The 24,451-nt window shown below is 56.0% G+C and carries 29 protein-coding genes and 1 pseudogene; 13 read left to right on the forward strand and 17 right to left on the reverse strand.

Annotation, left to right across the window (positions count from 1 at the left end; all coding sequences use genetic code 11):
• Nucleotides 1-470 precede the first annotated feature (470 nt).
• Entirely contained in the window at nucleotides 471-794 is a 324-nt protein-coding gene (locus N655_RS0101830; RefSeq protein ID WP_155987475.1) for a hypothetical protein, read from the reverse strand.
• 161 nt (nucleotides 795-955) lie between these two features.
• Between N655_RS0101830 and N655_RS16795 the strand changes: the two genes are divergently transcribed.
• Complete coding sequence (locus N655_RS16795; protein ID WP_044933802.1) at nucleotides 956-1,900, forward strand: IS110 family RNA-guided transposase; 945 nt, start codon at nucleotides 956-958, stop codon at nucleotides 1,898-1,900.
• A 299-nt stretch (nucleotides 1,901-2,199) separates the two neighbouring features.
• On the opposite strand, the pseudogene N655_RS0101840 reads toward N655_RS16795, so the two are convergent.
• Both N655_RS0101840 and N655_RS21150 read right to left on the reverse strand, forming a co-directional pair.
• Nucleotides 2,200-2,457: pseudogene (locus tag N655_RS0101840) on the reverse strand (transposase); the annotation flags it as partial.
• Nucleotides 2,458-2,569: 112 nt separating this feature from the next.
• Complete coding sequence (locus N655_RS21150; RefSeq protein ID WP_432757648.1) at nucleotides 2,570-2,866, reverse strand: HPP family protein; 297 nt, start codon at nucleotides 2,864-2,866, stop codon at nucleotides 2,570-2,572.
• Here N655_RS21150 and N655_RS21155 point away from each other — a divergent pair.
• Nucleotides 2,807-3,085, forward strand: a complete 279-nt coding sequence (locus N655_RS21155) for a transposase (RefSeq protein ID WP_432757649.1) — start codon at nucleotides 2,807-2,809, stop codon at nucleotides 3,083-3,085. The two genes, N655_RS21150 and N655_RS21155, sit on opposite strands and share 60 nt — an antisense overlap.
• A 227-nt stretch (nucleotides 3,086-3,312) precedes the next feature.
• Nucleotides 3,313-3,492 carry a universal stress protein gene (locus N655_RS21160; RefSeq protein ID WP_432757650.1) on the forward strand — a complete coding sequence of 60 codons (180 nt, stop codon included), beginning with the start codon at nucleotides 3,313-3,315 and terminating at the stop codon, nucleotides 3,490-3,492.
• 74 nt (nucleotides 3,493-3,566) lie between these two features.
• On the opposite strand, the gene N655_RS0101855 is transcribed toward N655_RS21160, so the two are convergent.
• The 6 genes from N655_RS0101855 to N655_RS0101880 form a co-directional block, all read right to left on the reverse strand.
• Nucleotides 3,567-4,175, reverse strand: a complete 609-nt coding sequence (locus N655_RS0101855; protein ID WP_155987476.1) for a hypothetical protein — start codon at nucleotides 4,173-4,175, stop codon at nucleotides 3,567-3,569.
• Nucleotides 4,176-4,180: 5 nt separating this feature from the next.
• Entirely contained in the window at nucleotides 4,181-5,071 is an 891-nt protein-coding gene (locus tag N655_RS0101860) for a universal stress protein (RefSeq protein WP_026441626.1), read from the reverse strand.
• A 381-nt stretch (nucleotides 5,072-5,452) separates the two neighbouring features.
• The gene (locus tag N655_RS0101865) at nucleotides 5,453-6,406 is read right to left on the reverse strand and encodes a universal stress protein (RefSeq protein WP_026441627.1); all 954 of its coding nucleotides are present in this window, start codon (nucleotides 6,404-6,406) and stop codon (nucleotides 5,453-5,455) included.
• 99 nt (nucleotides 6,407-6,505) lie between these two features.
• Nucleotides 6,506-7,555, reverse strand: a complete 1,050-nt coding sequence (gene cydB, locus N655_RS0101870) for a cytochrome d ubiquinol oxidase subunit II (protein ID WP_044933804.1) — start codon at nucleotides 7,553-7,555, stop codon at nucleotides 6,506-6,508.
• Between the two features lie 18 nt (nucleotides 7,556-7,573).
• The gene (locus N655_RS0101875; protein WP_026441629.1) at nucleotides 7,574-8,923 is read right to left on the reverse strand and encodes a cytochrome ubiquinol oxidase subunit I; all 1,350 of its coding nucleotides are present in this window, start codon (nucleotides 8,921-8,923) and stop codon (nucleotides 7,574-7,576) included.
• A 560-nt stretch (nucleotides 8,924-9,483) separates the two neighbouring features.
• The gene (locus N655_RS0101880) at nucleotides 9,484-10,764 is read right to left on the reverse strand and encodes a site-2 protease family protein (RefSeq protein ID WP_081823519.1); all 1,281 of its coding nucleotides are present in this window, start codon (nucleotides 10,762-10,764) and stop codon (nucleotides 9,484-9,486) included.
• 1,289 nt (nucleotides 10,765-12,053) lie between these two features.
• Here N655_RS0101880 and N655_RS0101885 point away from each other — a divergent pair.
• The 3 genes from N655_RS0101885 to N655_RS0101900 all read left to right on the forward strand — a co-directional run bounded on the left by N655_RS0101885 (nucleotide 12,054) and on the right by N655_RS0101900 (nucleotide 14,324).
• On the forward strand, nucleotides 12,054-12,656 hold the full coding sequence (locus N655_RS0101885) for a Crp/Fnr family transcriptional regulator (RefSeq protein ID WP_049961197.1): 603 nt from the start codon (nucleotides 12,054-12,056) through the stop codon (nucleotides 12,654-12,656).
• Between the two features lie 81 nt (nucleotides 12,657-12,737).
• The gene (locus tag N655_RS0101890) at nucleotides 12,738-13,697 is read left to right on the forward strand and encodes a universal stress protein (RefSeq protein ID WP_081823520.1); all 960 of its coding nucleotides are present in this window, start codon (nucleotides 12,738-12,740) and stop codon (nucleotides 13,695-13,697) included.
• Between the two features lie 309 nt (nucleotides 13,698-14,006).
• Nucleotides 14,007-14,324, forward strand: a complete 318-nt coding sequence (locus N655_RS0101900) for an alcohol dehydrogenase catalytic domain-containing protein (protein WP_026441634.1) — start codon at nucleotides 14,007-14,009, stop codon at nucleotides 14,322-14,324.
• Between the two features lie 38 nt (nucleotides 14,325-14,362).
• On the opposite strand, the gene N655_RS20645 is transcribed toward N655_RS0101900, so the two are convergent.
• The 5 genes from N655_RS20645 to N655_RS19645 form a co-directional block, all read right to left on the reverse strand.
• A complete protein-coding gene (locus N655_RS20645) occupies nucleotides 14,363-14,599 on the reverse strand; it encodes a hypothetical protein (protein WP_026441635.1) in 237 nt (78 codons plus the stop codon).
• A 453-nt stretch (nucleotides 14,600-15,052) separates the two neighbouring features.
• Entirely contained in the window at nucleotides 15,053-15,562 is a 510-nt protein-coding gene (locus tag N655_RS19630) for an Hsp20 family protein (protein ID WP_049961198.1), read from the reverse strand.
• Between the two features lie 52 nt (nucleotides 15,563-15,614).
• The gene (locus N655_RS19635; RefSeq protein ID WP_238324430.1) at nucleotides 15,615-15,788 is read right to left on the reverse strand and encodes a hypothetical protein; all 174 of its coding nucleotides are present in this window, start codon (nucleotides 15,786-15,788) and stop codon (nucleotides 15,615-15,617) included.
• A gap of 14 nt (nucleotides 15,789-15,802) precedes the next feature.
• Nucleotides 15,803-16,204, reverse strand: coding sequence for an IS110 family transposase (locus N655_RS19640; protein WP_026441638.1), 402 nt, complete (start codon nucleotides 16,202-16,204; stop codon nucleotides 15,803-15,805).
• Nucleotides 16,205-16,221: 17 nt separating this feature from the next.
• A complete protein-coding gene (locus N655_RS19645; protein WP_026441639.1) occupies nucleotides 16,222-16,428 on the reverse strand; it encodes a hypothetical protein in 207 nt (68 codons plus the stop codon).
• Nucleotides 16,429-16,559: 131 nt separating this feature from the next.
• Between N655_RS19645 and N655_RS0101935 the strand changes: the two genes are divergently transcribed.
• A complete protein-coding gene (locus N655_RS0101935) occupies nucleotides 16,560-17,639 on the forward strand; it encodes an RHS repeat-associated core domain-containing protein (RefSeq protein WP_026441640.1) in 1,080 nt (359 codons plus the stop codon).
• Nucleotides 17,640-17,662: 23 nt separating this feature from the next.
• Nucleotides 17,663-18,049, forward strand: coding sequence for a hypothetical protein (locus tag N655_RS0101940; RefSeq protein ID WP_026441641.1), 387 nt, complete (start codon nucleotides 17,663-17,665; stop codon nucleotides 18,047-18,049).
• 287 nt (nucleotides 18,050-18,336) lie between these two features.
• Here the strand turns inward: N655_RS0101940 and N655_RS0101945 are convergent, their stop codons facing one another.
• The gene (locus N655_RS0101945) at nucleotides 18,337-18,717 is read right to left on the reverse strand and encodes a transposase (RefSeq protein ID WP_081823522.1); all 381 of its coding nucleotides are present in this window, start codon (nucleotides 18,715-18,717) and stop codon (nucleotides 18,337-18,339) included.
• Nucleotides 18,701-19,249 (reverse strand): IS110 family transposase, encoded by a 549-nt coding sequence (locus N655_RS0101950; RefSeq protein ID WP_026441643.1) that lies wholly within the window; start codon nucleotides 19,247-19,249, stop codon nucleotides 18,701-18,703. The genes N655_RS0101945 and N655_RS0101950 overlap by 17 nt, the downstream gene beginning before the upstream one ends.
• A 406-nt stretch (nucleotides 19,250-19,655) precedes the next feature.
• On the opposite strand from N655_RS0101950, the gene N655_RS16815 reads away from it, so the two are divergent.
• A complete protein-coding gene (locus N655_RS16815) occupies nucleotides 19,656-20,018 on the forward strand; it encodes a DUF6429 family protein (protein ID WP_044933806.1) in 363 nt (120 codons plus the stop codon).
• 180 nt (nucleotides 20,019-20,198) lie between these two features.
• Here the strand turns inward: N655_RS16815 and N655_RS16820 are convergent, their stop codons facing one another.
• Nucleotides 20,199-21,050, reverse strand: coding sequence for a glycoside hydrolase family 16 protein (locus N655_RS16820; RefSeq protein ID WP_162173472.1), 852 nt, complete (start codon nucleotides 21,048-21,050; stop codon nucleotides 20,199-20,201).
• A gap of 39 nt (nucleotides 21,051-21,089) precedes the next feature.
• On the opposite strand from N655_RS16820, the gene N655_RS16825 reads away from it, so the two are divergent.
• The 4 genes from N655_RS16825 (at nucleotide 21,090) to N655_RS0101980 (ending at nucleotide 24,448) form a co-directional block, all read left to right on the forward strand.
• A complete protein-coding gene (locus N655_RS16825; RefSeq protein ID WP_044933808.1) occupies nucleotides 21,090-21,500 on the forward strand; it encodes a group III truncated hemoglobin in 411 nt (136 codons plus the stop codon).
• Nucleotides 21,501-21,644: 144 nt separating this feature from the next.
• The gene (gene hpnA, locus N655_RS0101970; protein ID WP_026441644.1) at nucleotides 21,645-22,646 is read left to right on the forward strand and encodes a hopanoid-associated sugar epimerase; all 1,002 of its coding nucleotides are present in this window, start codon (nucleotides 21,645-21,647) and stop codon (nucleotides 22,644-22,646) included.
• Entirely contained in the window at nucleotides 22,643-23,311 is a 669-nt protein-coding gene (locus N655_RS19650; protein WP_026441645.1) for a phosphorylase family protein, read from the forward strand. The genes hpnA and N655_RS19650 overlap by 4 nt, the downstream gene beginning before the upstream one ends.
• A gap of 12 nt (nucleotides 23,312-23,323) precedes the next feature.
• Nucleotides 23,324-24,448, forward strand: a complete 1,125-nt coding sequence (locus tag N655_RS0101980) for a zinc-dependent dehydrogenase (RefSeq protein ID WP_026441646.1) — start codon at nucleotides 23,324-23,326, stop codon at nucleotides 24,446-24,448.
• Nucleotides 24,449-24,451 lie beyond the last annotated feature (3 nt).

Here is a 24,451-nt window from a genome sequence, read left to right on the forward strand (position 1 = left end):
AAATCGTCGAAGCCGGAAACGAATGACTGCGGGCGCGCCCTGGCGTCACGGAGAGAAGCTTCCCACTTCCCTCCTGTAGACCGAAGTCAAGGTAGCAGCATTCGCCAATATGACAAAGTGCACCGGACCGCATGGTCCACTTCTGAGTGCGGATGGAAGGCTGGCGGGCGAACTCTACCAACGGAAGGCTACAGCGGCTGATTTTCTTTTTTGCTGGATGAGCTGTGTAGTGTATTGCGCAGAACCCGTCAAGGGTTCGCTTCGCCGCGCAACAAACACGCGCCCCTGACGGAACCTGCGCAATACACGGAGGGTTTTCCCTGCCAGCAAAAAGAAAAAATAGTTGACGTCGGAGTGGCTTCTCATGGAAGGCGCGCGCGACTCGTGCTTCTGGGCGCCGCACTGGGCAGATCCGGTTCTAGGGCCTGTCAAGTCTTCGACTTGCATTGCCTTGTGGCGATTCATCGTCTCTACTGCGCTATCCACTTCGGCACCGGAACCAGTTGCAAAAACAAGGGCACCTCCGTTTCGCACGCCTTGCACGTAAGCCTCTGTCTCAACCTCAGTTGCTCCGATCCGACGAAGTTCTCGGCATAGGCCATCGAGAAGTCCATGCCTGGTGTGCTCATGACGGTGGTGACTGGCATGTCCAGCGGTTCGAACAGAACACGCACCTCCTCGGTAGCGCAGCCGAGCGCCATAATTTCTTGAGCCACTTGAGCCGCCATAGCCTGGTTCTCAAACAAGCCGAGTGCAGTCCTTGCCATAATTGATCCTCCCGCTTCGATATCCATTCCTGCTAAATAGCGATCCGTAATCATCGACGCTAACTCTGAGTGGAGGAGCTGTATGTGACGCAGGTCACATTGTACAGTGCGCCCGGACACAGCGTGTTTTGTAATTCGAGAGAACACTGCAGACTGGAGATTCCAGATGGATGTCCAAACAGTAAGCCATAGAGGTTGTCGGTCTTTTCAAGTTCCTGGCCAATACGCCGGCTTGCCTGATCGGCATGGAGGCGAGCTGCGGTTGTCATCATGTGGGCAGGACTCTTTCGAGCTTCGGACACGATGTGCGCCTGATCCCGGCTCAGTTCGTGAAGCCATTTGTGAAGTCCCAGAAGAACGACTACCGTGATGCCGAAGCCATCGCGGAGGCGGTGCAGCGACCGACCATGCGATTCGTGCCGATCAAGACTGAAGAACAGCTCGACGTTCAGGCAGTGCATCGCGTTCGGGAGCGGTTGCTTGCCCAGCGCACCAGCCTGGTGAACCAGTTGCGCGCCTTCTTTCTGGAACGGGGCCTGATGGTGCGCACCGGCCGGTCGTATCTGTGGCGAGCGCTTCCGGAAGTCCTGGCCCGCGCGGAACAGACTGTCTCCCCGCGCATGTTCCGGCTGATGCAGTCGATCGTGCAGCAATGGCGGAATCTGGAGGCGCAGATCGTTGATCTTGAAGAGCAGATCGCACGAGTCGCCCAAGCGGATCCCGCATGTCAGCGCTTACAGACTGTTCCCGGAGTTGGCCCACTCGCTGCAACAGCAATCGTTGCGGCAGTCGGAAATGGCAGCGCATTTCGAAAAGGCCGAGAGTTCTCTGCGTGGCTTGGACTCGTGCCTCACCAATGCTCAACCGGCGGTCAGACCAAATTGCTGGGGATCAGCAAGCGAGGCAATGAATATCTCCGAAGGCTCTTCATACACGGCGCCCGCTCAGTCTGTTTGCACGTCAATCGAGAACGGCACGCCTGGGGTGAGTGGATTACCGAACTGAAGGATCGAAAACCATCGAATGTCGCCACCGTAGCGATGGCCAACAAACTGGCACGCATTGCATGGTCGGTTCTAAATCGAAACGAGGTTTACCGCGGTCATGATGGCTCACTACTGATGACTGCCTAAACGCGCGGTGGAAACGTGGAAAACGCTTCGCGTTTCCACACCTTCCCACCGCGCCGGCTACGACTACAACTTTTTCTCACCATGAGTTTGCGAGCGGGAAAGTAGATGATGGAACAGTCCAACGGCGTGTCTGAAACCTGAGAAAAAACCGGCTCTTGCAGCCGTCTCCGTTATGAGGACAGACGCGCGCGTATCTCATCCAGGTCAGGGCATCGCCCACACGTAGACCGAATAGATTTGCGCAGACTCGTTTCCGGCATCCACGATCACGCTTGCAATCCAGCGGCGGACCATAGATTTTTGTCGATCACCGACTGCAGCGCTTCCTTGTCCAGACTCAGGTCGGCCACCAGCCTCTTCAGTCGTCCGTTCTCGTCTTCCAACTGCTTCAACCGCTGCGCCTCGCTGGCTTCCATCCCACCGTACTTCGCCTTCCAGGCATAGATCGTGTGCTTGCTGACGCCCACCTCGCGGGCCACATCTTCAGCCTTGCGGCCGGCCTCCATCTGCTTCACCGCCGCAATCATCTGCGCTTCCGTGTGCTTGCTCTTGCTCATCCTGTTCCTCTCCTGAATCCGAAATCATAATCGCTTATGTGCGGTTTCAGGGGAGCACGTCACCGGCAGTGGACCTGTTGCAAGGCTGCACCAGCAAAACCGTGCGACCCCATCAATACATAAGCGCCATATCCACAGATCTGTCCAATAGCGTGCCCATCACAGCGTGCCGCGGGCTTGCTGCCTCCGACAATGGAGCAAAAAAGAACAGAAAGGCCGTCGGACACAGCGACGGGAAGACGAACGGAGTGCGTGTAAAGAAGGCCAGCGCCGACAGCAGGGCAATAGTTATAAACCCGTTGATGAAAACATACGCTGCCCAAACCAAGCGGGGCGGCAGGTCATTGTTCTGCTCGACAATTCCTCCACGCACAAGGCAAGGCCGATAGAACAAATTCTTGGCTGGCATCGCTGCTTGCGCATCGAGTACTTTCCGCCCTATGCTCCGCAACTCAACCCTGATGAAGGCATCTGGGTTTTGCCCAAACAGATACTGGCAAACAGTTGCCCCAACGATGTGGATGAACCATTGGAAGATATCCTCGGCGCTATCGAAGCAATCCGAAACTCTTCCGACAAACCGCGCGGCTGCATCGCCCACTCCGAGCTGCCTTTTTCTTTGCCTTAAATCATTGCATTATTTATGCAGCTATCAATAAATGAAACGGCAACGTCCGACCCAATTCGCTGGCTTTTGCAGCAAGTGCGCTCTCGTCCACGGCAACCAAAATCTTCCTGAAACTCATTGTTCCTTCGCAGGACAAAGGATAAGACGGAGACTGGCAGCATTTTGAGAATGCCTTCAAGGAAGCGCTGCTGCCTCGCACCGTAGACCCTACGCATTTCCTGCGCTCGCTGGTTTCAGACGACAGGGTCGAACACGAGATTCTTGATCTCGCAAAAGAGTGCCATGCCGATCTGATTGTTCTGGGCGCGCATTCGGCCTCTGGTATTGCTGATCATCTGATGCGCGGGACGGTACCGAGGGTCTTTGCCGAGGCGGCCTGTCCTGTGCTGGTTCTTCACCAGTCATAGCAGCTACGGACTTGCGACAACCCAAGCGGGGAGCAGCGGCCAGGCTGCCTCTGCCCATTGGGTTTGGGCTGGCTCTATCGCGTTAACTGTGTGGAGGCCTCATTCACAATGTTTTTAATCAGGATGGTCTTCCGGTACAGCCTCCAGCCAAAGAAGAGCATCTTTACGCCCAGGAAACACAAATAGGCTGCCAAAATTGTAGTGGCCTCCTGGTGCGTAAGGTCTTTCACCAAACCAGCCATAGCTCCAGAAAACAGAATAGAGAGAGTGCCAATGAAATATAAGGCGCGACGCTCAAAACGATGATGTTCTGCCTTGATAGCGAAGATCAACGCGGAAAGACCCGACACAAGCGCCTGGACCAGTGCGATGATTACCAGTAACTGCAAGGTTACCCTTGGATAGTAGCCGAAGAAAACCCCGGCCCCTACGAGAATCGCCCCACCAATCATATAGGAATAGAATGCGATGCGATGGACGTGTTTGATTGCTTCAGCGGCGGCGGCAAACCAGTCCACCAACCCAGCCAGCAGGAGGGCCGCAGCGGCTAGCATGATCGCCGCCACTACAGCCAGAGCCTCCAGCAGGATCCCCTCCATGATGGTGCGCAGAAAGAAAAGAACTGCGCCCAGGACAATAGCAAGAATCCCATGGCCAAGAATGACTGCGTTCCTGATTTTCATTTCGCTCAAAATTTGCATGCGACCTCCTTGAAAACTTCCATGAAAGAAACATGGCCAGCGGCAGGTACGCACAGCACCGGGCATGGGGCATGAGAAATGACCTCAAGCACAGTACTTGTATAGAAGTGCTCCGGCGTGAGCTCGTTTGAAGGCGCGCCAAGAACTACAAGGTCAGCATGATGCTTGCGCGCGTATTCCGCGATTGTTTCGCCGGGATCTCCGGAGACAACGAAATGTTCCACGGGCACTGTGTGAGATTCATTAAAAGGCGCAAGGAAGCGGAGTTGTTCAATCAAAAGAGAGCGTTGTTCAGGAATATCTTTAAAAGGCACATGCAGAACGAGTAAATTCTCATGAGCAATGCGGTGCGCGCATCCAAGTGCTGTAAGCGAGGCGGTGGAAAAGTCTGTAGCGACAACAACGCGCCTCCAGCGCCCTGCCCAGGACATATGTTCGTCGGCAATGGGCGAAACCGCCAGGAGAGGGCATGGAGATCGGGAGAGAAGCTGGCGCGCCACTGTACCCAAAGCGACTTGGCCGGCCTCTGTCTTTGCCCGTGTACCCAAGATTAGTAGATCCGCATGATGGTCTTGGACGGATTGTACGATGCGATCACAGATCACTCCGCTCTCTACTACGGAGTGAACCTGGATGCCCTCTTCTCGGACTTCTTCTTCAAATTTTCTAAGTTCTTCGCGGGCCGCCTGCTGAGCGATCAGTGCTTCAGATGCCCCGGTAGGAAATGCGTAAGCCACTGGGTCAATTACATGCACAATGATCAGCGTCGAACCGTGCAAGCGCGCAATCGCCTGTCCGTAGCGAAGGGCGGACGAGGCGGTGGCACCCAGGTCCGTGGCGATGACAATGGTCCCGAATTTTAGCCTGTCCTCAAACATTTCTTTTTCTCCTTCGTTAAATATGCTCTAGAAAAAACGATCAGACAGTGACATAAGGCACTGCCGTGGTGTGCGCACATCACATATGAGGAGTGCTGCCTGATGCCATCTGGGCTACAGGAATTTCAAGCCGCAGTGGGAACGCTTGGTGTCCCAGCCCGGCGCGGTTGCAGTTGTTGGCCTGCAGGTCTCCAGGTTTCGACCACGAATTTCCGCGAACACTCTGCACATAGCCAGATCACTCTGCGCTGTTCTCCATCACGGTTGCGCGTATCAGAACCGAAGCAGTCAACACAATGCAGACTTCCGCCGCGGAAATACATAGATTCAGACTTGCATTGTGGATTGGCGCATTTCATATTTCACTCTCTCGTTCCACGTTTATCCGATCACTCCTGCAAAGCGGTCTGCTTCCTCGTGCGTCGCTTCTTTTCGTGGTTGTGCGTGGCGAAAGGCAAGCACAGGGCAGAGGGCCGCTGCGGTGACCTTGTAAGCTGCGTTGTCGCGGAAGTGAAAGAGAGGGACTGTCCCATCCATGCCAACAACGATCCAATCGGCCTTTTCCTCCATGGCTCCGTTCAGGATTTCTTTCACCAGATCGCCCGCCTTCACTCTGGTGTGTATCGGAGGCATGGGATCATCGGTATCAGGAAGCAGTGACCGCAGGGCTTTCTCCGCCCATGCAAACGTGCGCTCAGGATTGATGCCTTCGCGCACATCGGAATTAAGCACATGCAGCAGGATCAATTCAGATCGGTAGGTCTGCGCCAGATCAAAGGCGAGACGAACACTCTCGATGTAGTCGCCGGTAAAAGAGACGGGATGAAGAATCCGATGGGGCCTGCTTTGTCCTCCGAAACGGGCGTTTGGACCGACTGCAAAGACAGGAACTCGCACCGAGGTCAGCAGTTCATTTGCGACAGAACCCAACGCCATCTGGCCTAATCTTCCCCGGCCATGCGTACCTACGATGAGCCGGGTTGCTCCAGTTCTTTCAAGCTCTTCGCGAACAATATCGGCGGCCAGTCCATGACGGCGGACAACATCGCAGAATAGACCGTACCTCTCAATCTGACGCTTCAGACCGATCAGCATCATTCGCGCATCTCTGTCTCTCTTTGTCTCAGAAACATATGCGGTTGCTCCAGAGTTCACTGGAAGCACGTCGGGCGGAACAATAACGTGTACCAGAGTAAGATGGGCGCCGCAGTCCTTCGCCTGCGCGATTGCATGCGGCAGGAGGTAATCTGTGTCCGTAAGGTCTGTAGCAACAAGAATATGATCTGGCGAAGCAAGGGCGCGAGTGCGGAAGCAGTTTTCTGCTGGGCTAAACATACTTGCTCTCCTATGTCCCTAATATGGGACATAGGAGAAGCAGTTTCAGTGATGTAAATCACACAAGACACTGCTTTCCGGAGATGGGACGCAAAGGCTTCAGTGCCCGTAACCACCCTCTTCGTGGACAGAGATCTTTCCTCGAAACATCCAGTAAGTGACAACAAAATAAGCCAATGCAAGTAGCATGCCGAAGGACCACCATACAAGCCCAACATGGAGGGCATGTAGACCGGACAGTGCCTTGGCGACGGTGATGTCACGGTCCGGGTCACTTGATGATGGCAGGAGCACAGGGTACAGTCCTACGGCCGCGCCCACCAGCATGAAGATGAGATAGCCACAAGACGAAAGAAACGCCGCCAGCACTTTGCCTTTCTGCGTGTAGATACGCATTCCTGCCAGGGTAACAAGGACCGCTAGCGGGATGACAAAGAGCACCGGATGCGTTTGATAATTTGTGAGAGAAACGGGGCGAACCCAGATGGTGGCGGGAAGGCTTATGAGGGTAACAGCACAGAGGGCGATCCAGGCGTTTTTTGCGAGCTTCAAAGCTCGTATCTCCAACTCATCCGTCGCCTTCATCGCTAAATAGAGCGCGCCATGTGTGGCCAGGGCCACCAATGCTACGACTCCACCGATCACGGTGTACCAATCCAGAATTCCCGGCTGGGGGCCGACGCGCCAATTTGTCCACAACGGCAGAAAAAAGTAATTGTCTTCGCCTAACGGCACTCCGCGAATCACATTCGCCAGCGCAGCGCCAAAGAAGATGGCAAGCAGGGAGCTCGATACGAAGAAAAGTCCATCGAAGAAACTGCGCCATACATCGCTGTCCACATGTGCGCGCAACTCGATGCTCGCGCCGCGCATAATCAGGAGCCACAGGACGATCATCAGCGGCAGATAAAAACCGCTGAAGGCTGAGGCATAGAGAAGCGGGAACGCGAAGTAGAGCGTGCCTCCTCCAGCGAGCAGCCATACTTCGTTGCCATCCCAGACCGGACCAATGGAGCGCATCATGATGCCCCTGTCCTGCTCATCGCGCGCTAGAAACGGATACAAAATGCCGACGCCGATATCAAACCCGTCGAGTACGACATAGGCGGCGATCATCAACGCGACAATCCAGAACCAGATGGCTCCCATGATTATTCTCCTGTTCTTCTATGCGGCGATGCTGGTTGACGCGACGGGCTCAGAAACGGCTGGACCTGTACGAATGAAGCGGTATACAAGTACGACCCAGAGAATCGACAGCACACCGTACATGCCGAGGAACCCCAGCAGCGTGAAGAGTCCGTTCGCCGCCGATACATGAAGCGAATATCCCTGCGATGTGCGCAAAAGGCCATAAACCAGCCAGGGCTGGCGCCCAATCTCGGCGGTCATCCATCCAGCAGTGTTGGCAATATAAGGCAGTGGGAAGCTCAATAGAAGCGGCCACAAAATCCAGCGCGTTTGATAGAGCTTTCTGCGCCACAGCAGGAAGCTTGCAACAATCATCAGTAGCGCGAAGTATGTGCCAAGTCCGGCCATGATGTGGTAGCTGTAGAAGAGCAGTGGCAAAGTCGTAGGCCATTGATCAGGCGGAAATTCATTGAGACCTTTCACTTCAGCGGCGGTGGTTCCGTAAATGAGGAAGCTCAACACATCATTCGCAACCAATGGATTGTCTATGCGTTTCTGCTCGTAATCCGGCTGGCCAATAAGAACGATAGGCGCACCCTTTTCAGTGTGGAACAAGCCTTCCATGCCAGCCACAGCAGCGGGCTGGTGCTTCGCCATATATCGTCCATGCAGGTCGCCAGTCGGAAAGATTTGCACGATGCAGGAGAGAAGGCCTGCAACCACGCCTACGCGGAGAAATATCTGGCCGAACTCATTGTGGCGGCCCTCGAGAAGATAAAATGCGCCTACGGCGGACATGACGAAAGCCGCAGTAATGACGGCGCCGCACATATTGTGGGCGTATTGGAGCCACGCCCAGGGGTTGAGTAGCAGTCTCCAGAAGCTGGTCAATTCAAAGGTCCCATTAGGGAGAAGACGATAAGCGACGGGGTGCTGCATCCAGGCATCGGTAACGATGATGAAGAAGCCAGAAATCCACGAACCCAAAAACACCATGAAGGCAGAGGCCCAGTGCGCCGCACGTGAAAGGCGTTTTTCGCCGAAAAGGAAAAGGCCCAGAAAGGTGGATTCCAAGAAAAAGGAGAACACCCCTTCCATCGCCAGAGGCTGTCCGATGATGCCGCCTGTCCGGCGCGAGAACTCCGACCAGTTCGTACCGAACTGAAATTCCATAGGAATGCCAGTGACCACGCCCAGCAGAAAGTTTATTGCGAAAACTTTGGCCCAGAAGCGTGCAGCCTGGTTGTACCGCTCATTGTTCTTGCATAGCGCAATGGTCTTCAACACAACAATAAGCAAGGCAAGCCCCATGGTGAGCTGAGGAAAGAGATAGTGGTAGGTGACGGTGAAGGCAAAGTGGATTCTGTGCAACAGAAGCGCATTCATACCAACCTCACAGTAACGGATACAGCATTTTGAGTTCGGTGATGGCCATCACATTATATCGTAGGTCGATGGAAGGGCCGCTACAAAGCAACGCATCTCAGCCCGCTTTCGGACCAGACATTAGAGGTGCGTTCGCATGATTTCCACTAATGGTGGACTCGGGTCGGTAGATATCGGCACGAGGTCAATTCGAAGAAACTCAGCCCAGCCCTATTGGTCGCTTCAAGCTTGGTACTAGCGGTCCGAACGGCGCAATGGAACCCGACACACAGCGATGGTCTGGCCAACGTTGAATGGGAGAGAGGTGGAGCATAGCGCTCGCATGGCTAAGCGTGTGTTGGCACATCTCACTGCTTGCAGCCCCGAACTTTTTCAGATGAAAGATGTGCCTTGGTATATCGCAACTGACGACGATGTTCCCGAATGAAGCAGTCAGAACAAACATGCGCGGCCGCGACGCTGAAGCATGGGTGATGGGTCGATTTGTGGAAGATGGTCACCTGGATGTTCCCTCTCGCCCTCTGTGATACCCATCTTCCTCCAATACTTGGTTTCGACGGTCACTCTCGTATACTCTGCAACTCCATGCGGGTCCGCAGGTAGTCGAGAATCTTTTCCCGGGAGAGAACGTCTTTCACCTGGCCTCCAGAAAGAACAGGAAGCTGATTAAGGTCGTCCTGACCCATGATTTCGAGTGCGCGTAGAAGCGATGTTTCGGAAGTGATGGTGCGTGCCTTCTCTAATGGACGCATGACAGCACTCAACCTAACGACCGGCCACTGTGTTCGATCCACGTGTTTAATCTCATGCGGAGTGACAAGACCTACGACCTGACCATTTCGGACCACGAGGAAACATCGCCGACCGGTACGAAGAAGCATCTCATCCACAAACTCCTGGATAGTCAGGTCTTGTTCGGCGAAGGGAAAATCCTGAGACGTCAGATCGCCGACCTTGACGCCGCCGAGAGAACTCTTCAGTGTTGTTTCGACATAGCTTTCCCGCGCGGCCTGCAGTAAGAACCAGCCGATAAAGGCAATCCATAAACCGCTCAGTCCAGATCCTCGGAAATACTCGATGACGCCCAGCGCGATGAAGGCGCTGGCGACTGCCTGGCCAATGATGGCGGCATGTCGCGTGGCGCGATCCAGGCTCCCGCTCTTCCACCAAAGAATCGCGCGCAAGACGCGGCCTCCATCCATAGGATAGCCAGGAATCATGTTGAAGAAGGCCAGTCCGACGTTGATATAACCAAGCCACGAAAGGACAGCCGTAAGTGGACCCAGGCTTGAACCTCCGGCGACGAGATCGACTGTGTCAAGGCATAGAAAGCCAATCAGCAGGCTGCTGAGAGGACCGACGATGGCAATCCAGAATTCCGCTCCTGCGCTTGCCGCTTCGCCGCCGATCTGCGACACGCCCCCCAAAGCGAAGAGTGTGATCGCCTGCACAGGAAGTCCTACCGCTTTTGCAACAAGCGAGTGGGCGAGCTCGTGAAGAAGAAGGGATACGAAAAATAGGAATGCTGTTGCAAGCGATAACGCGGTTATAAGAGAAATGTTCCATTCAGGATGGTCTGAGCGATAGCCGCCCACCAAGGAGAAGACAATGAGCAGCGCGATGAGAAACCAGCTGTAGTGAAGCCCAACCCTGATGCCAAATATCCGGCCCAGCTTTATCTGAGAATGCATCTCACGTCCTTCCGTCGCAGCTCTCATTCCAGAATAGGCTGCGATCGTGCACTGTCTTGTGACCCAGATCACACCACGCACAACAGCGCGAACGGCAACCTGTTCTGTCGGATAGAAGACGCCCTGAAAGATGACTTCCTGTTCGCTCATAATGTCTCCTGTTCTTCCATTGACTCGTCTTCCAGACTATCTGGTCGCGTTGTCCGAAAGATGGCGAGCGGACAGATTGAACTCACAATCTCCGGATAGCTCATTATTGGGGGAACGGTATGTGCTTTGAGTTAGACGATTCGGATTTTTGCCTGCGATCAGCTGGGCATGATCGTTCGGCGAGTCAATTTATGCCAAATCGCCAATTCACTCACTGAGAAAGTGTGAGAAGCGACTCAGCCTGTTGTTGCCAGCTCAAATCATAATGGGGAAATACAGGAAGATCTCTCAGAAAGGGCCGTGACAGGACTATCCCGCCGTTGGGGTCCTAGTTGCTCCACAGTCCTGGACTCCCGAACCGTTTGATGCTACGAGAGTGTGCAAAAGAGAGGTCGGCGCGTTCAATCGTGCAGTACTGAATATCGGCACGAAGGTAATTCCGCAGGGATCAGGTCCAAGCGGCAGAGTCAATTGCGGCTAGACGTGAGAGCACGCTTTTAGACTGTTCAGAATAGGTCGCGGGACAATCCAGCAGAACAGACTTTCCTGAAGGCGCGGGGCGATCCGTTCTGCTTACCGGAGCGCGCGATCAAAACTTCTGTCGGTTGCCGCAAGGAGAAGATCAGCAGTATATGAGCGCAGCCCTCGTATCTGCCAGCCATGTCGCTCCTGGTTCACTTGGCTCACAGTGACTCCATATGCGGCTGCATTCTTTATGATCACCGTCGATGAGGTGTGCGCGATTCCATGTGACATACATCACATCATCGAGTGATAGATATCACCGAGGCTGCTCTTCCTTCGCTATAAAGTGACGATGAGGGCCTAATTATGATGGACAGTAGGATTGAGGCTGACCAGCCTTGGAGTGGGCACCGATATGGTGACCCGGTTGCGAATGATCGCGAAGGACTGGCATCCCAATCTCCCAATGATAAGTGCCCAAGTGTCCAATGGGCTGCATTTACATCGCCGGTCCCGCAGCATCGCGCAAGTCTTCTACCCTGCTCCGTATCCAGCAATGGTTCTGCGATAGAAGCATAGTCCGGTATACACTCAAATTTCCGGCTCCGGGCAGACGCTGCGTGACCCGCCCAAACTCATGTTGAGGGAATCAACGCCGGACGGTTGCGCGCGAAGAAGCGTTGTTTCCGGACTGAGTTGAGAGAGAACCCATGTTGCGAAGGTGCGGACTATCCATGCATGCTGAAAACTGCCTACTGTGCAAGGCGCGAAGACCCGGTTGGTTTTGTAACTTGTCGCCGCAAGTACTGGCGGAATATGACGCTATGAGCACACACGTCATGTTGCCGATGGGTAGCATCCTTTTCGCGGAGGGGCAAATGTCTCGCAGCGTATCCGTTATCTGCGAAGGCAAGGTTAAGCTCACCAAATCCTCACGAGATGGCAAGACGTTACTGGTGAAAATCGCCAAGCCTGGCGATGTGTTGGGGTTGAGCGCAGCAATCTCCAAAACACCCTACGAGGTCACAGCGCAGGCCATAGAGCACACCCAGATCAAGACCTTTCAGCAAAGTGACTTTCTGCACTTCATCCAACGCCATGTGGAGGGCAGCTTACACGCGGCGGAAAGCCTCAGCAACGAATATCGCTCGGTGCTGAGCGACGCCAGCCGCCTTGCGCTCTCCAGTTCTATCTCTGGAAGACTAGCTAACTTCCTCCTTGAGCTCGCATTAGAAAGCGAAACCGCTGAGAACGCTCAGCCGGAAATCCATATGTCGCTAAAGCACGAGGACCTCGCCTCAATGCTGGGTAGCTCACGTGAATCGGTCACGAGAGTGCTCAGCGACTTTCGACGGAAAGGCATCATCTCCGTCAAGGGAACGCGGATCACAATTCTACGGAAAGATGCGCTTGAGATTCTCCTCTGAAGTGTCTTTCTGCTCTGCGGACCAGCTCCAGGAGTGATAAACATCACAAACCGACGTGCAAAATCTCACATCAACCTTGGCATGCTTCCTGCGAGGATACCTTACAGGAAGGTAAACGTCGTGCCGTCGCAAACAGCAAGTATATGCATTCCTCCATCGCGGGTACTGCTAGCAACTGACCTGGCAGACTTGACACATATCCTGCCGGTTGCGATCGCGCACGCCTTGAAATGCAACGCAGAGTTGAAGCTTGTGCATGTGCTGCCGGACGTCAATACTCCAGACGTTGATCCCACCTTGTTGGTTTGTGCCAACCCCGAGGTCGTGAGGCATTATGCGGAAACGGTCCTCGAGAATGCAGCGAAAGAGGCGCGAAGCGCAGGTGTGAACTGCGGCTGGATCGCGCGTCCAGGACTCATCGTTCCCACAATTCGGGAAATAGTACAGGAATGGAACCCGGATCGTTTTCTGGTCGGCTCGCAGGGGCCTCATAAGTTTCAGCTAGGAATTCTTGGTTCCGTGGCTGAAGCGATCTTCCGGGAAATCGATGTGCCGGTTCTCGCCATCGGTCCTGAGTTTCAGCACAATCCGCATTCCGCATCCCAAAGGGCGCGCATACTCTTTGCCACCGCGCTCGATCGGGCATCCCGAACGACTATTAGATCGGTGATTGAATTCGCGAAGGCGCATAATGCCAACCTCACCTTATTGCACGTGATGCCCATGGTTACAAAGGCGCATCCCTCAACATCGCGCGCCCGGGCCTACGCAGAGCGATTTTTTCAGGAAATCCTGGGAGAAATCGGCGAAAAAGGCCTTCGCCCAACCTGCATGATCGAGTTTGGTCCGGTCGTCGAAACAATCCATCGAGTTGCAAAGTCGGGTCGGTTTGATCTCATCGTCCTCGGCGCCGTCTCTGGCGCCGCCTTTCGAAGAGAGATTATGCCGGGAACGGCCTATGGCGTTCTGTGCGGAGCACCCTGCCCCGTAATGGTTCTCAAGGACGCATCCGAGCGTCGCCTGATCCCCGTCGCATCGTAAGCTTTTCGGCGTAAGCGTCACCACCACCTGACGTTTATCACATCTTGACCTTTAGTTTGAATCTTGCGAGCCACGGCCCAATCTTCTCTCCGCCATATCGCGACGATGTCGCCACGCGCGTTATCTATACCGCAGCAGAAAACCATCGTGAGCTGAATGTGATGCCCGTCACTGCGATATTTAATCCGCAGGTCGATAGTAGTGGGCGGAGCTTGGAACTGGCGCGTAAGTCCCATCGTTCTCGCATCCGAACAGCAGTGCGCCGTCTCTACACATTTGGAGCGCTTGAGACGGAAGAGAGAAGACCAAATGAAAACGATGAAGGCAGCAGTCGTGAAAGAACTCGGTAAGCCTCTTTCCATCGAAGAGGTGAAGATACCCGAGGTTGGACCGGGGCAGGCTCTGCTCAAGGTGATCTCGACAGGCGTATGCCACACGGATCTGCACGCCGTGACGGGCGACTGGCCCATCAAGCCGAAGCCGCCGTTCATTCCCGGACATGAAGGCGTCGGTTTTGTAGCAGCGGTCGGTGCCGGAGTCAGCGTAGTGAAGGAAGGAGATCGGATTGGGGTTCCGCACAGATCGATATCGTACGGGTTACCCCATGCGAGGCACCTACACGCTTAGCTAGGAACCGATCCCGATATTAACTCCGGGAGACTCATTTATGCTGCGCCAACGAGCAGAATTGCTCCCATTGCCTGGAACGCCTCAAGATGCTTGCTCCATCCCGCGAACCACATAGGATCCCGGTCGAGCACATTGTGATGTCGGGAGAGGCCGGCGAAGTAATTGCACGGTGCGCCCGGAAACTCCACGGCGACCTGGTTGTTCTTGGGTCTCCGAAAAATGACCTGACCGCAGACATTTTCAGTCGAGCACTGTGTTGCAGGTAGTTTCAAGCGTATCCTGCCCCGTTCTCTGCGTCCCTTCCACAGAGCAAGCGGCAACCCACGATTTGATTCAGGAGGTTTCGTTCGCAAGCTGACTCCGAATAGAATCCGCACCGAAGTTTTGATGATGCCTGCAGCCTTGGATACCCGGCCACGTCACAGCCTCGCTACCCGCGTGTCCGCCGAGAGATCGAGGATTTCGTTCATCACAATAAATTCGGACGGAAAGATATCGCATGGAACGTCCGACAGCCTTAGCAGTGTTTGGCGAACGAGCCGCGGGTCGGTTGAGGATTCTGAGCGCCGTTCAAATTGAGGCCGCAGAGGGAAGTCTCGTTGGCGGCTTCTTGCGATCCGAAAACGGCGCAGCAACCCGCTCGACCGGACATGAAAAAAGCATTGAGTACCAGCCCGGCCTTCGGCTGTAGGAACAAAGAGCCGAGCTGGTGATGTCGTCGAGCCTTAGGCGGCTTTCGCCTCAAGTTTCTTTGCTGGCGCCACCTTCTGCAAGTCGAGTTTCAACACCCCGTTGTCCAGGTGAGCTGAAACCTTATTGGGATCGATCGCAAGCGGCAGATCGATGCAGCGGCAGAACTCCTGCGATGAGACTTCGGTGTATTCCGTCTCTTTATCCTTTTTCTGCTCCTTCTTCCCATGAATACAGATGGAATTCTGCCCGGCCCGGACGGTGAGATTCTTTGCATCGAATCCCGGAACTTCCGCGCGAACGGTATACGCTTCGTCCGTTTCGCTCATCTCTACAGGAACCTGCTGGAGCAGCTCGGATTCTGCCTTGAACCAATCCTCGAGATCGTTCCCGCGACTGGCCCCACGATTCTGGAAGAATCCGAAGGCGCGCTGCCTAATCCTGTCCGTAAGCGCTACCAGCTCTTCGAACAGATCATTCTTCTGGAGGATCACGGTGATGTTCTTACTCTCGGTGCTGGATCTTACTGCAAGTGCGGTGGACATGTTTATTCTCCCATGAATGGTTGTCTACTCATGCTGTAGTTGTGGCCTGTTTTCAGGAGGCCAGAACGAAGTTGGGGAAGTCCTCGAACACCCAGTCGTTCTTGAGGGTGTGGTAGATGACTCCCTGGAATTTGCGCGCCAGCGCGATATTGGCTTTACCACCGCCACGCCGGCGTTGGATACATTGGTAGAAGTTTTGTAGGAACGAGCTGTAGCGCTTGGCCACGAGCGCGCACTGCACTAAGCAGGTGCGCGCGAGTTTGTTGCCTTGCTTGGTGATACGCCGGAGTGTTCCGTCTCATTGGAGTTCTGGACGCGGGGCACCAGGCCGACGTAGGCGGCCAACTTGCCCGCATCGGCGAAGTCCCGGATGTCGCCAATCACGCTCAGCAGCACCGCGGCGCTGACTGGACCAATGCCCTTGATACTCATCAGGTTTTTGTGTCCGGCCAGCTGGGGCCCTTCCTTCTCAATCATCTTCTCCAACTCGCCGATACTCTCAGTCAGGCTGCGGATCTGTCCTACCAGTACGCGTGCCTCTGCCAACATGAGCGGCGACAACGGCAGGGCCAGTACCCGCTCCAGCGCCTTATTACTGGAGAGCGATTCCCGCTTGAGGTTGATCCCTTCAGCCGAAAGCATGTTGTTGACCTTGGCTTTCAGGGCGGAGCGCTGTTTGACCAGCAGATCGCGTGTCTGCGCCAGATGGCCATCTCCCGTTGGGCTCGTTCTTTCATCCGCACCTCCGGCAACAGTCCCTTCGCCAGGTACAACGCCAGCAATTCCGCGTCGTTCTTGTCGGTCTTCTTTACCGACTGGCTGATCACCTTAAACTGACTCGGGTTGACCACCGCTACCCGGTTCACATGCTCTCTTACGGCATCGTGTCGCAGCCGATTATGGATCGCATGGCTCTCCTATGAGGCGCAGTCGCGCTTTCATAGGTTCACCCCCCGAATGGGAGCTGTGGAGCAACCTTAGGTTCCCGTGCGGGAACGTGAATGGAATTTCGGATGGCTTTCACACTTACAGTTATGATGCGGACGGGAACCTGACCCAGGTTGATGGCGGAGCGACGGCCCGGTATCTGTACAACGCACTGAACCAACGAATACGGACCGAGGTGGGAGGCACGGTGCGGGAGTTTGTATTTCATTTAAATGGACAGCGGGTGTCGGTCTGGGATGGGACCTCAGGCCAGTTGTTGCAGGCAGAGGCCTATTGGCAAGGCTCCCCGTTTGAGTTTTCTTCCTCCGGGACGGCCCATTTCCAGCACTTTGATCAGCTGGGCACGGTACGGGTCCAGACCTCCTATAATGGGGCCGTGGAAGGAGCGTACCAGTCTCTGGCCTTTGGCGACGGCTACAGCCTCGTCTCGGGAACAGACAGCGATGCCTACCATTACGCCATGCTGGACCACGATGCGGAAACCGACACCCATCATGGCTGGTTCCGGCAGTATTCCTCGGCCCAGGGGCGCTGGATGTCCCCTGATCCTTATGACGGCAGCTACGACTTCTCCAACCCCCAGAGCCTGAACCGCTACAGCTACGTCCTGAACAATCCGCTCGCCTACGCCGATCCGTGGGGGATGAACATCTGCGTGATCATTGGCGGCGATACTTGGTCAATAACCGCGGGAGGAACCACAACCAGCGGCTCAGATCCCGGCACGTTGATATGTACCTCTGATCCCTCTGGCGGCGGCAACAGTGGTATCGGAGCAAGAAAGATTCTCCCAAATAAAGCCCCAAATAACTTGCCGATGCCATCGAAGTTCAAGCTGACGATTCCGGGTACAAACTACTGCGGTCCGGGAGGCAGCGGCACACCGACAAATCAAACGGATGCAGCTTGTGCGGCGCACGACCGCTGCTATCAGAACGCCGGGGCTACATTCAGAAACAATATTCCCTTTTGGCCCACAAGCGCCCAGCAACGTGCAGCGATGCAGGCCTGCGATGCGAATCTCTGTACGACTCTGAACAACAACTATTCGCCGACATCGGCTGAAGCAGGCCAAGCTACGCTTGTTGAAACGTACTTTGGTTGCAGCGGCGGGTACAGCTTGAGGTGACGGAGCAAGAGTGGAGGAACCATATGAAATACCTCAAGATTGCTGGGATAGTGTGGGGTCTTGCGTACTTCTTGTTCGGTGCTTGGTCGAGCTTTACGCTCAATAGCATCGACTTCTGGAGTTCGGTGACCCTGCTTTTTTGCCTTTTTTTGCTGCCGTTTCCAATCGCGATCATGGGCGTGTGGCTCCCTCGCGCCGCTGGCATAGCGCTGCTCGGATGCATCTTGGTTAACGTTGGCTCTGTGGCGTCTGTGGTGATCGCACAGCATGCCCTTTCCTTCGCTGGCATCTCCGGGTATGGCCTTTTCGTAGCGGTATGGGACATTCCACACCTCTTGTTCGGATCGGGGTACATCTTCCTGGCGCGAGTAGAAAAGAGCAACGCCGCTAAAGCGGCGGCAGGGGCATGACAGGCCATGTATGAAAGCGCTGTTTGTCAAGGTGAATTTTTGTTGTTCTTTTAGCCGCAGGTCATCGTGGCCGTGGCGGGCACGGCGAATGGGGCGAGTCGAATTCTGCGATTCCTCCTTGGATAGAGGTTCTCGTCCTTGAATCGCTCGTGCATGCTGTTTCGTCATGAGCCATGTATTCGCCGTTGTATCCGGCATGAGCATGTGCTGCCCGGCTGCCGCATTCACCCCGAGACCGATGTTCCGGTCAGACGTGTCTCGCGTTTAGCCGAACCCTGGACGAAGTTTCACACTTGTTTTGTCGCCGGCGGCTTGTAGGGTTGCTGCTTGCGGAGCACCCAGAAGGAGGCTTCGGCGAGATGCCGGGCGACGGCGACAATGGCGCGTCCGTGTCCTTTAGCCGGTTGCAGCCGCTGGTAGAGCCTGCCGATGTGCGAGTCGCGATAGGCCTTGAGCCGCACGGCGCAGGTGGCGGCTTCTACAAATCCCCATTTGAGATAGTGGTTGACGTTGCGGCAGGTTCCGCCGTGGCGGATGCGTCCACCGGAGGCGATGATGCGCGGCACGAGTCCTGCATAGCTGGCCAGGTTTTCTGCGTGCGGGAAGCGGGAAACGTCGCCGATTTCCAGCCAGACCAGCGGCGCGAGAATTTCACCCAGGCCGGGGATGTGATGGCAGTTGGTCGACTACGCGGTCTATGTAGACTCTTCCCCGGACGCCGAAGAGATCGCTTATGCCGATGGCGTGCAGGCCGTAGCGGTCAATGGCTGCGTGGATGCGGTGCTTGAGCGAGGAGCGAAGGTCGCGCAAGGCCATGCGGGTGCGCAGCAGTTCGCGCTGATCGCGCAGATCGCCGGGAGGGATCCAACTCTCGGGGAGGGTTCCGTTATGCAGCAGGATGGCGAGTCCCTTGGCGTCGAGGGCATCGGTCTTGTTGGTTTTGCCCATTCGCTTTTTGGCCTCCGTGGGGTTGGCCAGATGGGGACGGTGACCGGCGCTCTCCATCTCATCGACCATCCAGTACCAATGGCCGGTGGCTTCGACCGCAATTTCCGAACCGGGCGGCAGGGTGCGGAGGAATCGGATGTATTCCTCGCGGTCATGGCCGACACGAACGGGCGAGGATGTTTTGCCTGTATTATCGATGGCAACAAAGACTGAGAACTGCTTGTGGGCGTCGCAGCCGATTATGGATCGCATGGCTCTCCTATGAGGCGCAGTCGCGCTTTCATAGGTTCACCCCCGAATGGGAGCTGTAGAGCAACCGAAAGTTCCTCTGTGGGAACCACTCTGGAATGAGTGGCGTACAGCCGATGACCGCGAAAACACAGGCGTTTACGTGTTTACGCGGGTGAACGTGTTGGAAACAGGCGGCTAAAGGGGAAAAGGGGTGTTCAAGGTTCCCGTTGCGGTAACGCGGGGTTGCTGCGGCGTAAACCTGTTGATAGCAAAGGTTCGGTGCTGGAACCAGCCTCCGGTCGCGTTCCCGCACGAGTAGCCTCCGCTGCGGTGGCCGTCAAGGGCCTTCGCTCGCTGCGCGACGGGCTGGAGACCGCCCGCCCTTGACCGCCGCCCTCGCTGCGGCTGTTTTGCAGCTATGAAAAGAATGTCTTCTTTTCATGTTCCACATGACCGGGGCCACGGGACCGACGACGGCAGCGGCGGCGATCCGCGCGACCAGCAGCGGCGGGCCGGTGTAGCATCCGTGCAGGAGCCCGGGGGCATGGACTACGACCGCGACAAAGTGGACGAGATGACGCTGGCGCTGCTGCGGCTGACGACGTTCGATGAGGACCAATACGGCACACGGGCGTGGAAGGGGCACGACTGGGATGCTCTGGACCGGTTGCACGCCAAGGGATACATCTCCGATCCCAAGAGCAAGGCGAAGTGGTCCAGTGCGCGGAGAATGCGTAACGCGGCCTGCCGGTCGATGGCACGGAGCTGGGCCTTGGCCTGGTCGCGCTAGGCGATGTTCCTTCGGCCCATGTTCACTGTCCGGGCCTACTGTCCATGGTGGTGTGGTTCGGGGTCGAGCGGGGTCTGTGCCATGCGCTCGAAATCTTCGGGCTTGAGCCCGAACTCGGCCAGGACTTCCTCGTTGCAAACGGTCTCTCCGCGCGGGGCAGTCCGCGTTCTGTCCGTGACCTCATGGCTGCATCTTCTCTGGTCCACTGGCATAAACGCGCACGTAGTCCACCAGCATCTCCTGCGGAAACCGGCTTGTGGTGTCCGGCGGTCCGGGCCAGTCCCCTCCCACGGCCAGATTCAGTAAAAAGAAGAACCTTCCCTGATCAAAGGGCCAGACCGCTCCTTTGGGCAGGTCCTGGGGTGTGAATGTTGCATAAACATTTTCCGGACTGTCCACGTAGTACTGGATCTTGCCGGGTGACCAGATCAATCCGAAAATGTGAAAATCGTCCCCAAAAGCCCCCTTCGGCAGTGTGTATGGCAGGCCGATCTTCTCTCCGGTAAAACCTGTTCCGTGAATGGAGCCATGGATCGTACCAGGCTCCTTGCCGATGTTCTCCATGATGTCCAGTTCGCCGCAGGCTGGCCACTGTACCTGGTCCACGTTGTCCCCAAGCATCCAGAAAGCGGGCCAGAAACCCTGCCCTTTCGGAATTTTGATGCGGGCCTCGATGCGTCCATATTGGAAGCTCTTCAGACCCTGTGATTTGAGCCGGGCCGAGGTGTAATGCCCATGTCCATCTCTGCGCGCAACGATATGAAGTATTCCATCTTTCACAAAGACGTTCGGCTGCGATGGGTCGCAGGGGTGCTTGTCTGATCCGTAAGCGCAGTAGTCCTCCAGTTCATGATTTCCCCAGCCATTGGCTCCCGTCTCATAGGTCCAGTTGCGCGGGTCCGGAGCCGCGCTCTCGGTCTTTCCTTGAAATTCATCGCTCCAGACCAGTTGCTGGCCCCACCCGGAAAGTGCCATCAGAAACAGCACCAGTACCGGAACTGCTTTGCCCCATGGCCGCATTGTTCGCATCATTTCCTGAATCCTTGTCCCCGGACAAAGTATCATAAATTTATGCTGGTACATTTTTCTCCTCGGGATTCCGTCTCTGAAGAGCAGATAGCGGCCCTGGTCGACACCTTTTACACCCGGGTCCGTCAGGATGCTTTGCTCGGCCCCGTCTTTGCTCATGTGATTGGCGACGAATGGGCACCGCACCTTGAGAAAATGCGCGCCTTCTGGTCTTCCCTGGTTCTGGCCAGCGGACGTTATAAAGGCAATCCCATGATGGCCCATCTGATGATCGCTCCTCGTATTGGCGCCCAGCATTTCGAGCGATGGCTCAGCCTCTGGCGTCAGACAGCGGCCGAAATCTTTCCGCAGCAGATCGCTTCCATCTTCGTGCGTAAGGCGGAGAGCATGGCAGAACGCCTTCTTGAGACCATCGACCGTTATCACGCCTCGCTGGCCCTCAGCCAAAACTGATCCTTTCAGCCCCTGCGCAGACCTGACCGGGATTGGCCCATGCCTGAACGGCATTCTCGAAAGATCGGCGAATTCTGCACCGGGGTTTTGCCCTGGAGCCACTTGCTGTAAATAATTGAGTTCGGGACAATTGAAGTCCTCTTCATGAAAGTATTCGTCACAGGTTCCACCGGATTCGTAGGCAGCCACGTTGCCAAGGCCCTGGCCCAGGAGGGAGCGCACCTTCACCTGCTGGTCCGCAAGAACAGCAACATGGCAAACCTCTCCGGAATGCACGCTCCACCCTCTCTGGCCACCTTCACCGGCGACCTGCTCGATCCGGAGTCCCTGCGTCCTGGCATTCGCGGCTGCGATTATGTCTTCCACGTAGCTGCCGACTACCGTCTCTGGGTGCGCGATCCACGGCAGATGTACGCCGCCAATGTAGATGGCACCCGCGAGCTGCTGCGTATCTGCCGGGAAGAAGGCGTCAAGCGTGTGATCTACACATCGAGCGTGGCCACCATGGGCTTTCAAAGTGATGGCACCATCGTGGACGAAAATACGCCTGTTTCCCTCGATGACATGGTTGGCCATTACAAGCGCTCTAAGTTTCTCGCTGAGCAGGAGGCCCTCCGGGCCGCCTACGATGGGCAGCAGGTCATCATACTGAACCCAACCACACCCATCGGTCCCGGAGACATCAAGCCTACGCCGACAGGGCGCATCATCGTGGACTTTCTGAATCGTAAATTTCCTGCATACGTAGATACCGGCCTCAACCTGGTCGACGTCAGTGAAGTTGCCCAGGCACACCTTCTCGCCATCACCCGTGGCACTCCGGGCCAACGCTATATTTTGGGTGGAGAAAACCTTACTCTGAAACAGATCCTGGACAAAATGTCAGCAATCACTGGCATCCCTTCACCAACAACGAAAGTCCCACACTGGGTCGCGCTGGCATTTGCATTTTTTGATGAAACCATTACCGGACGCATCTTCGGCAAAGAGCCCCGCGCAACTGTGGAGGCCGTCCGCATGGGGCGAAAGAAGATGTTTGCCTCCTCAGCCCGCGCAGTACGCGAGCTTGGATTCAGACAGGTGCCCGTCTACTCTGCTCTCCGCGCCGCCATTGACTGGTTCCGGGCCCAGGGATACGCACCATGAAACGCATTGGCATCATTGCCGCGCTTGCCGGAGAACTGCAGCCTCTCGTCCACGGCTGGCAAAAGAGCGGCGGGCTCTGGACCACCCGCATCGGTGAGATCGAGTACATCGCCCTTGCCGGAGGCATGGGCCCAATCTGTGCTGCGCGGTCTTGCGAGCAGGTCCAGCGCGAGGGCGCTCTGGATGCGCTTGTCTCCGTAGGATGGGCCGGTGCGCTTACCTGCGGGTTAAAGCCTCCTCAGGCACACGTCATCGCTGAGGTAATCGATGCCCGCACGAACGACCGCTTCCCGACCCACTCCTCGCATGGCCAGCGTCTTCTCAGCACAGACCGCGTCGTCCGTTCCCATGAGAAGCGCAGCTTCGCAGAGCGCTTCCAGGCCCCGCTGGTAGACATGGAGGCCGCCGCCGTGGCCCGTGTTGCCCAACAAATGAAGGTCCCCTTCTACTGTTTCAAGGCCATCTCCGACGGTTATACTGACCGGCTGCCGGACTTCAATCCCTTTCTTACAGACAATGGCAAGATGCGCATGGGCGCTTTTCTTGCCTATTCCATGCTTCATCCACAATACTGGGCCCCCTTGCTGCGGTTGGGGAAAAACAGTAAGGCCGCTGCCCAAAACCTTGCGGCGTTGGTAACAGAAACTCTGCTGCCATCGCGATAATCTGATAAAAGCATGACGGTGACAGCAACCAGCAAAGGACATGCAATGGCAGCAGAGACCCTACCGGCAACCATGAGGGCTGCCGTTTATCGCGGCGTAAATGATGTCCGCGTCGAAACTATCCCCACTCCTCAAATTGGCCCTGGTGAGGTTTTAGTCCGCGTCCACTCCTGTGGCATCTGCGGGACGGACCTGAAAAAAATCCATACCGGGTCCCACTCCGCCCCGCGTATCTTTGGACACGAGACCTCCGGCACCATCGTCAGGACCGGGCCTGGGGTGGAAGGTTTTACCATCGGCGACCGCGTCATGGTCTTCCATCACATCCCCTGCCGCCAATGCTACTACTGCCGGAAGAAGACCTTTGCCCAGTGCCCGGTCTACAAAAAAGTTGGCTGTACCGCGGGCTTTGAACCCTCCGGCGGGGGCTTCGCGGAATATGTCCGCGTCATGGACTGGATTGTTCGCTCAGGCGGCCTCGTCAAAATCCCCGATGAGGTGCCCTTTGAGCAGGCGGCCTTTGTTGAGCCGGTAAACACCTGCCTGAAGGCCATTCATAACCTGGACCTCGCTCCAGATGAGACCGTCCTGGTCATCGGCCAGGGCCCCATTGGCATTCTGCTGGCTGCCCTCGCCGCCCGCACGGGGGCAAAGGTCCTGACCTCAGACCTTTATCCGGAGCGCCATGCCGTCGCCGCCACTTACGGACTCAACCATCCGTTGGATGCAGCCAGAGAAAACATCGTTGAAGCCGCCAGACGCGAATCCGAGGGCCGTGGCGCTGATGCAGTCATTCTCGCCGTCGGCGGCAATGCTCTCATCCGTACCGCCATGGACGCCGCCCGTCCCGGAGGACGCATTCTGCTCTTTGCCCAGACCCAGCATGGAGAGGCCGTCATCGATCCTGCCGCCGTCTGCATGGACGAGAAGACCCTCTTAGGCTCCTACAGTGCTTCGGTTGAAATTCAGGAGGAAGGGGCGCGTCTGGTCTTCGAGGGCTACCGAAACGGCTTCGACCTTACAAAGCTGATTTCCCATCGTTTTCCTTTGGAAAAGGCCGTCGAAGCGATTGAGGTTGCCTCCAATCCCACTGCCAAATCTATGAAGATCTTCATTCAACCTGGCCTGGAAGTCTGAGAA

Origin of the sequence: Pseudacidobacterium ailaaui, assembly GCF_000688455.1 — a bacterium.
GTDB classification, from domain to species: domain Bacteria; phylum Acidobacteriota; class Terriglobia; order Terriglobales; family Acidobacteriaceae; genus Pseudacidobacterium; species Pseudacidobacterium ailaaui.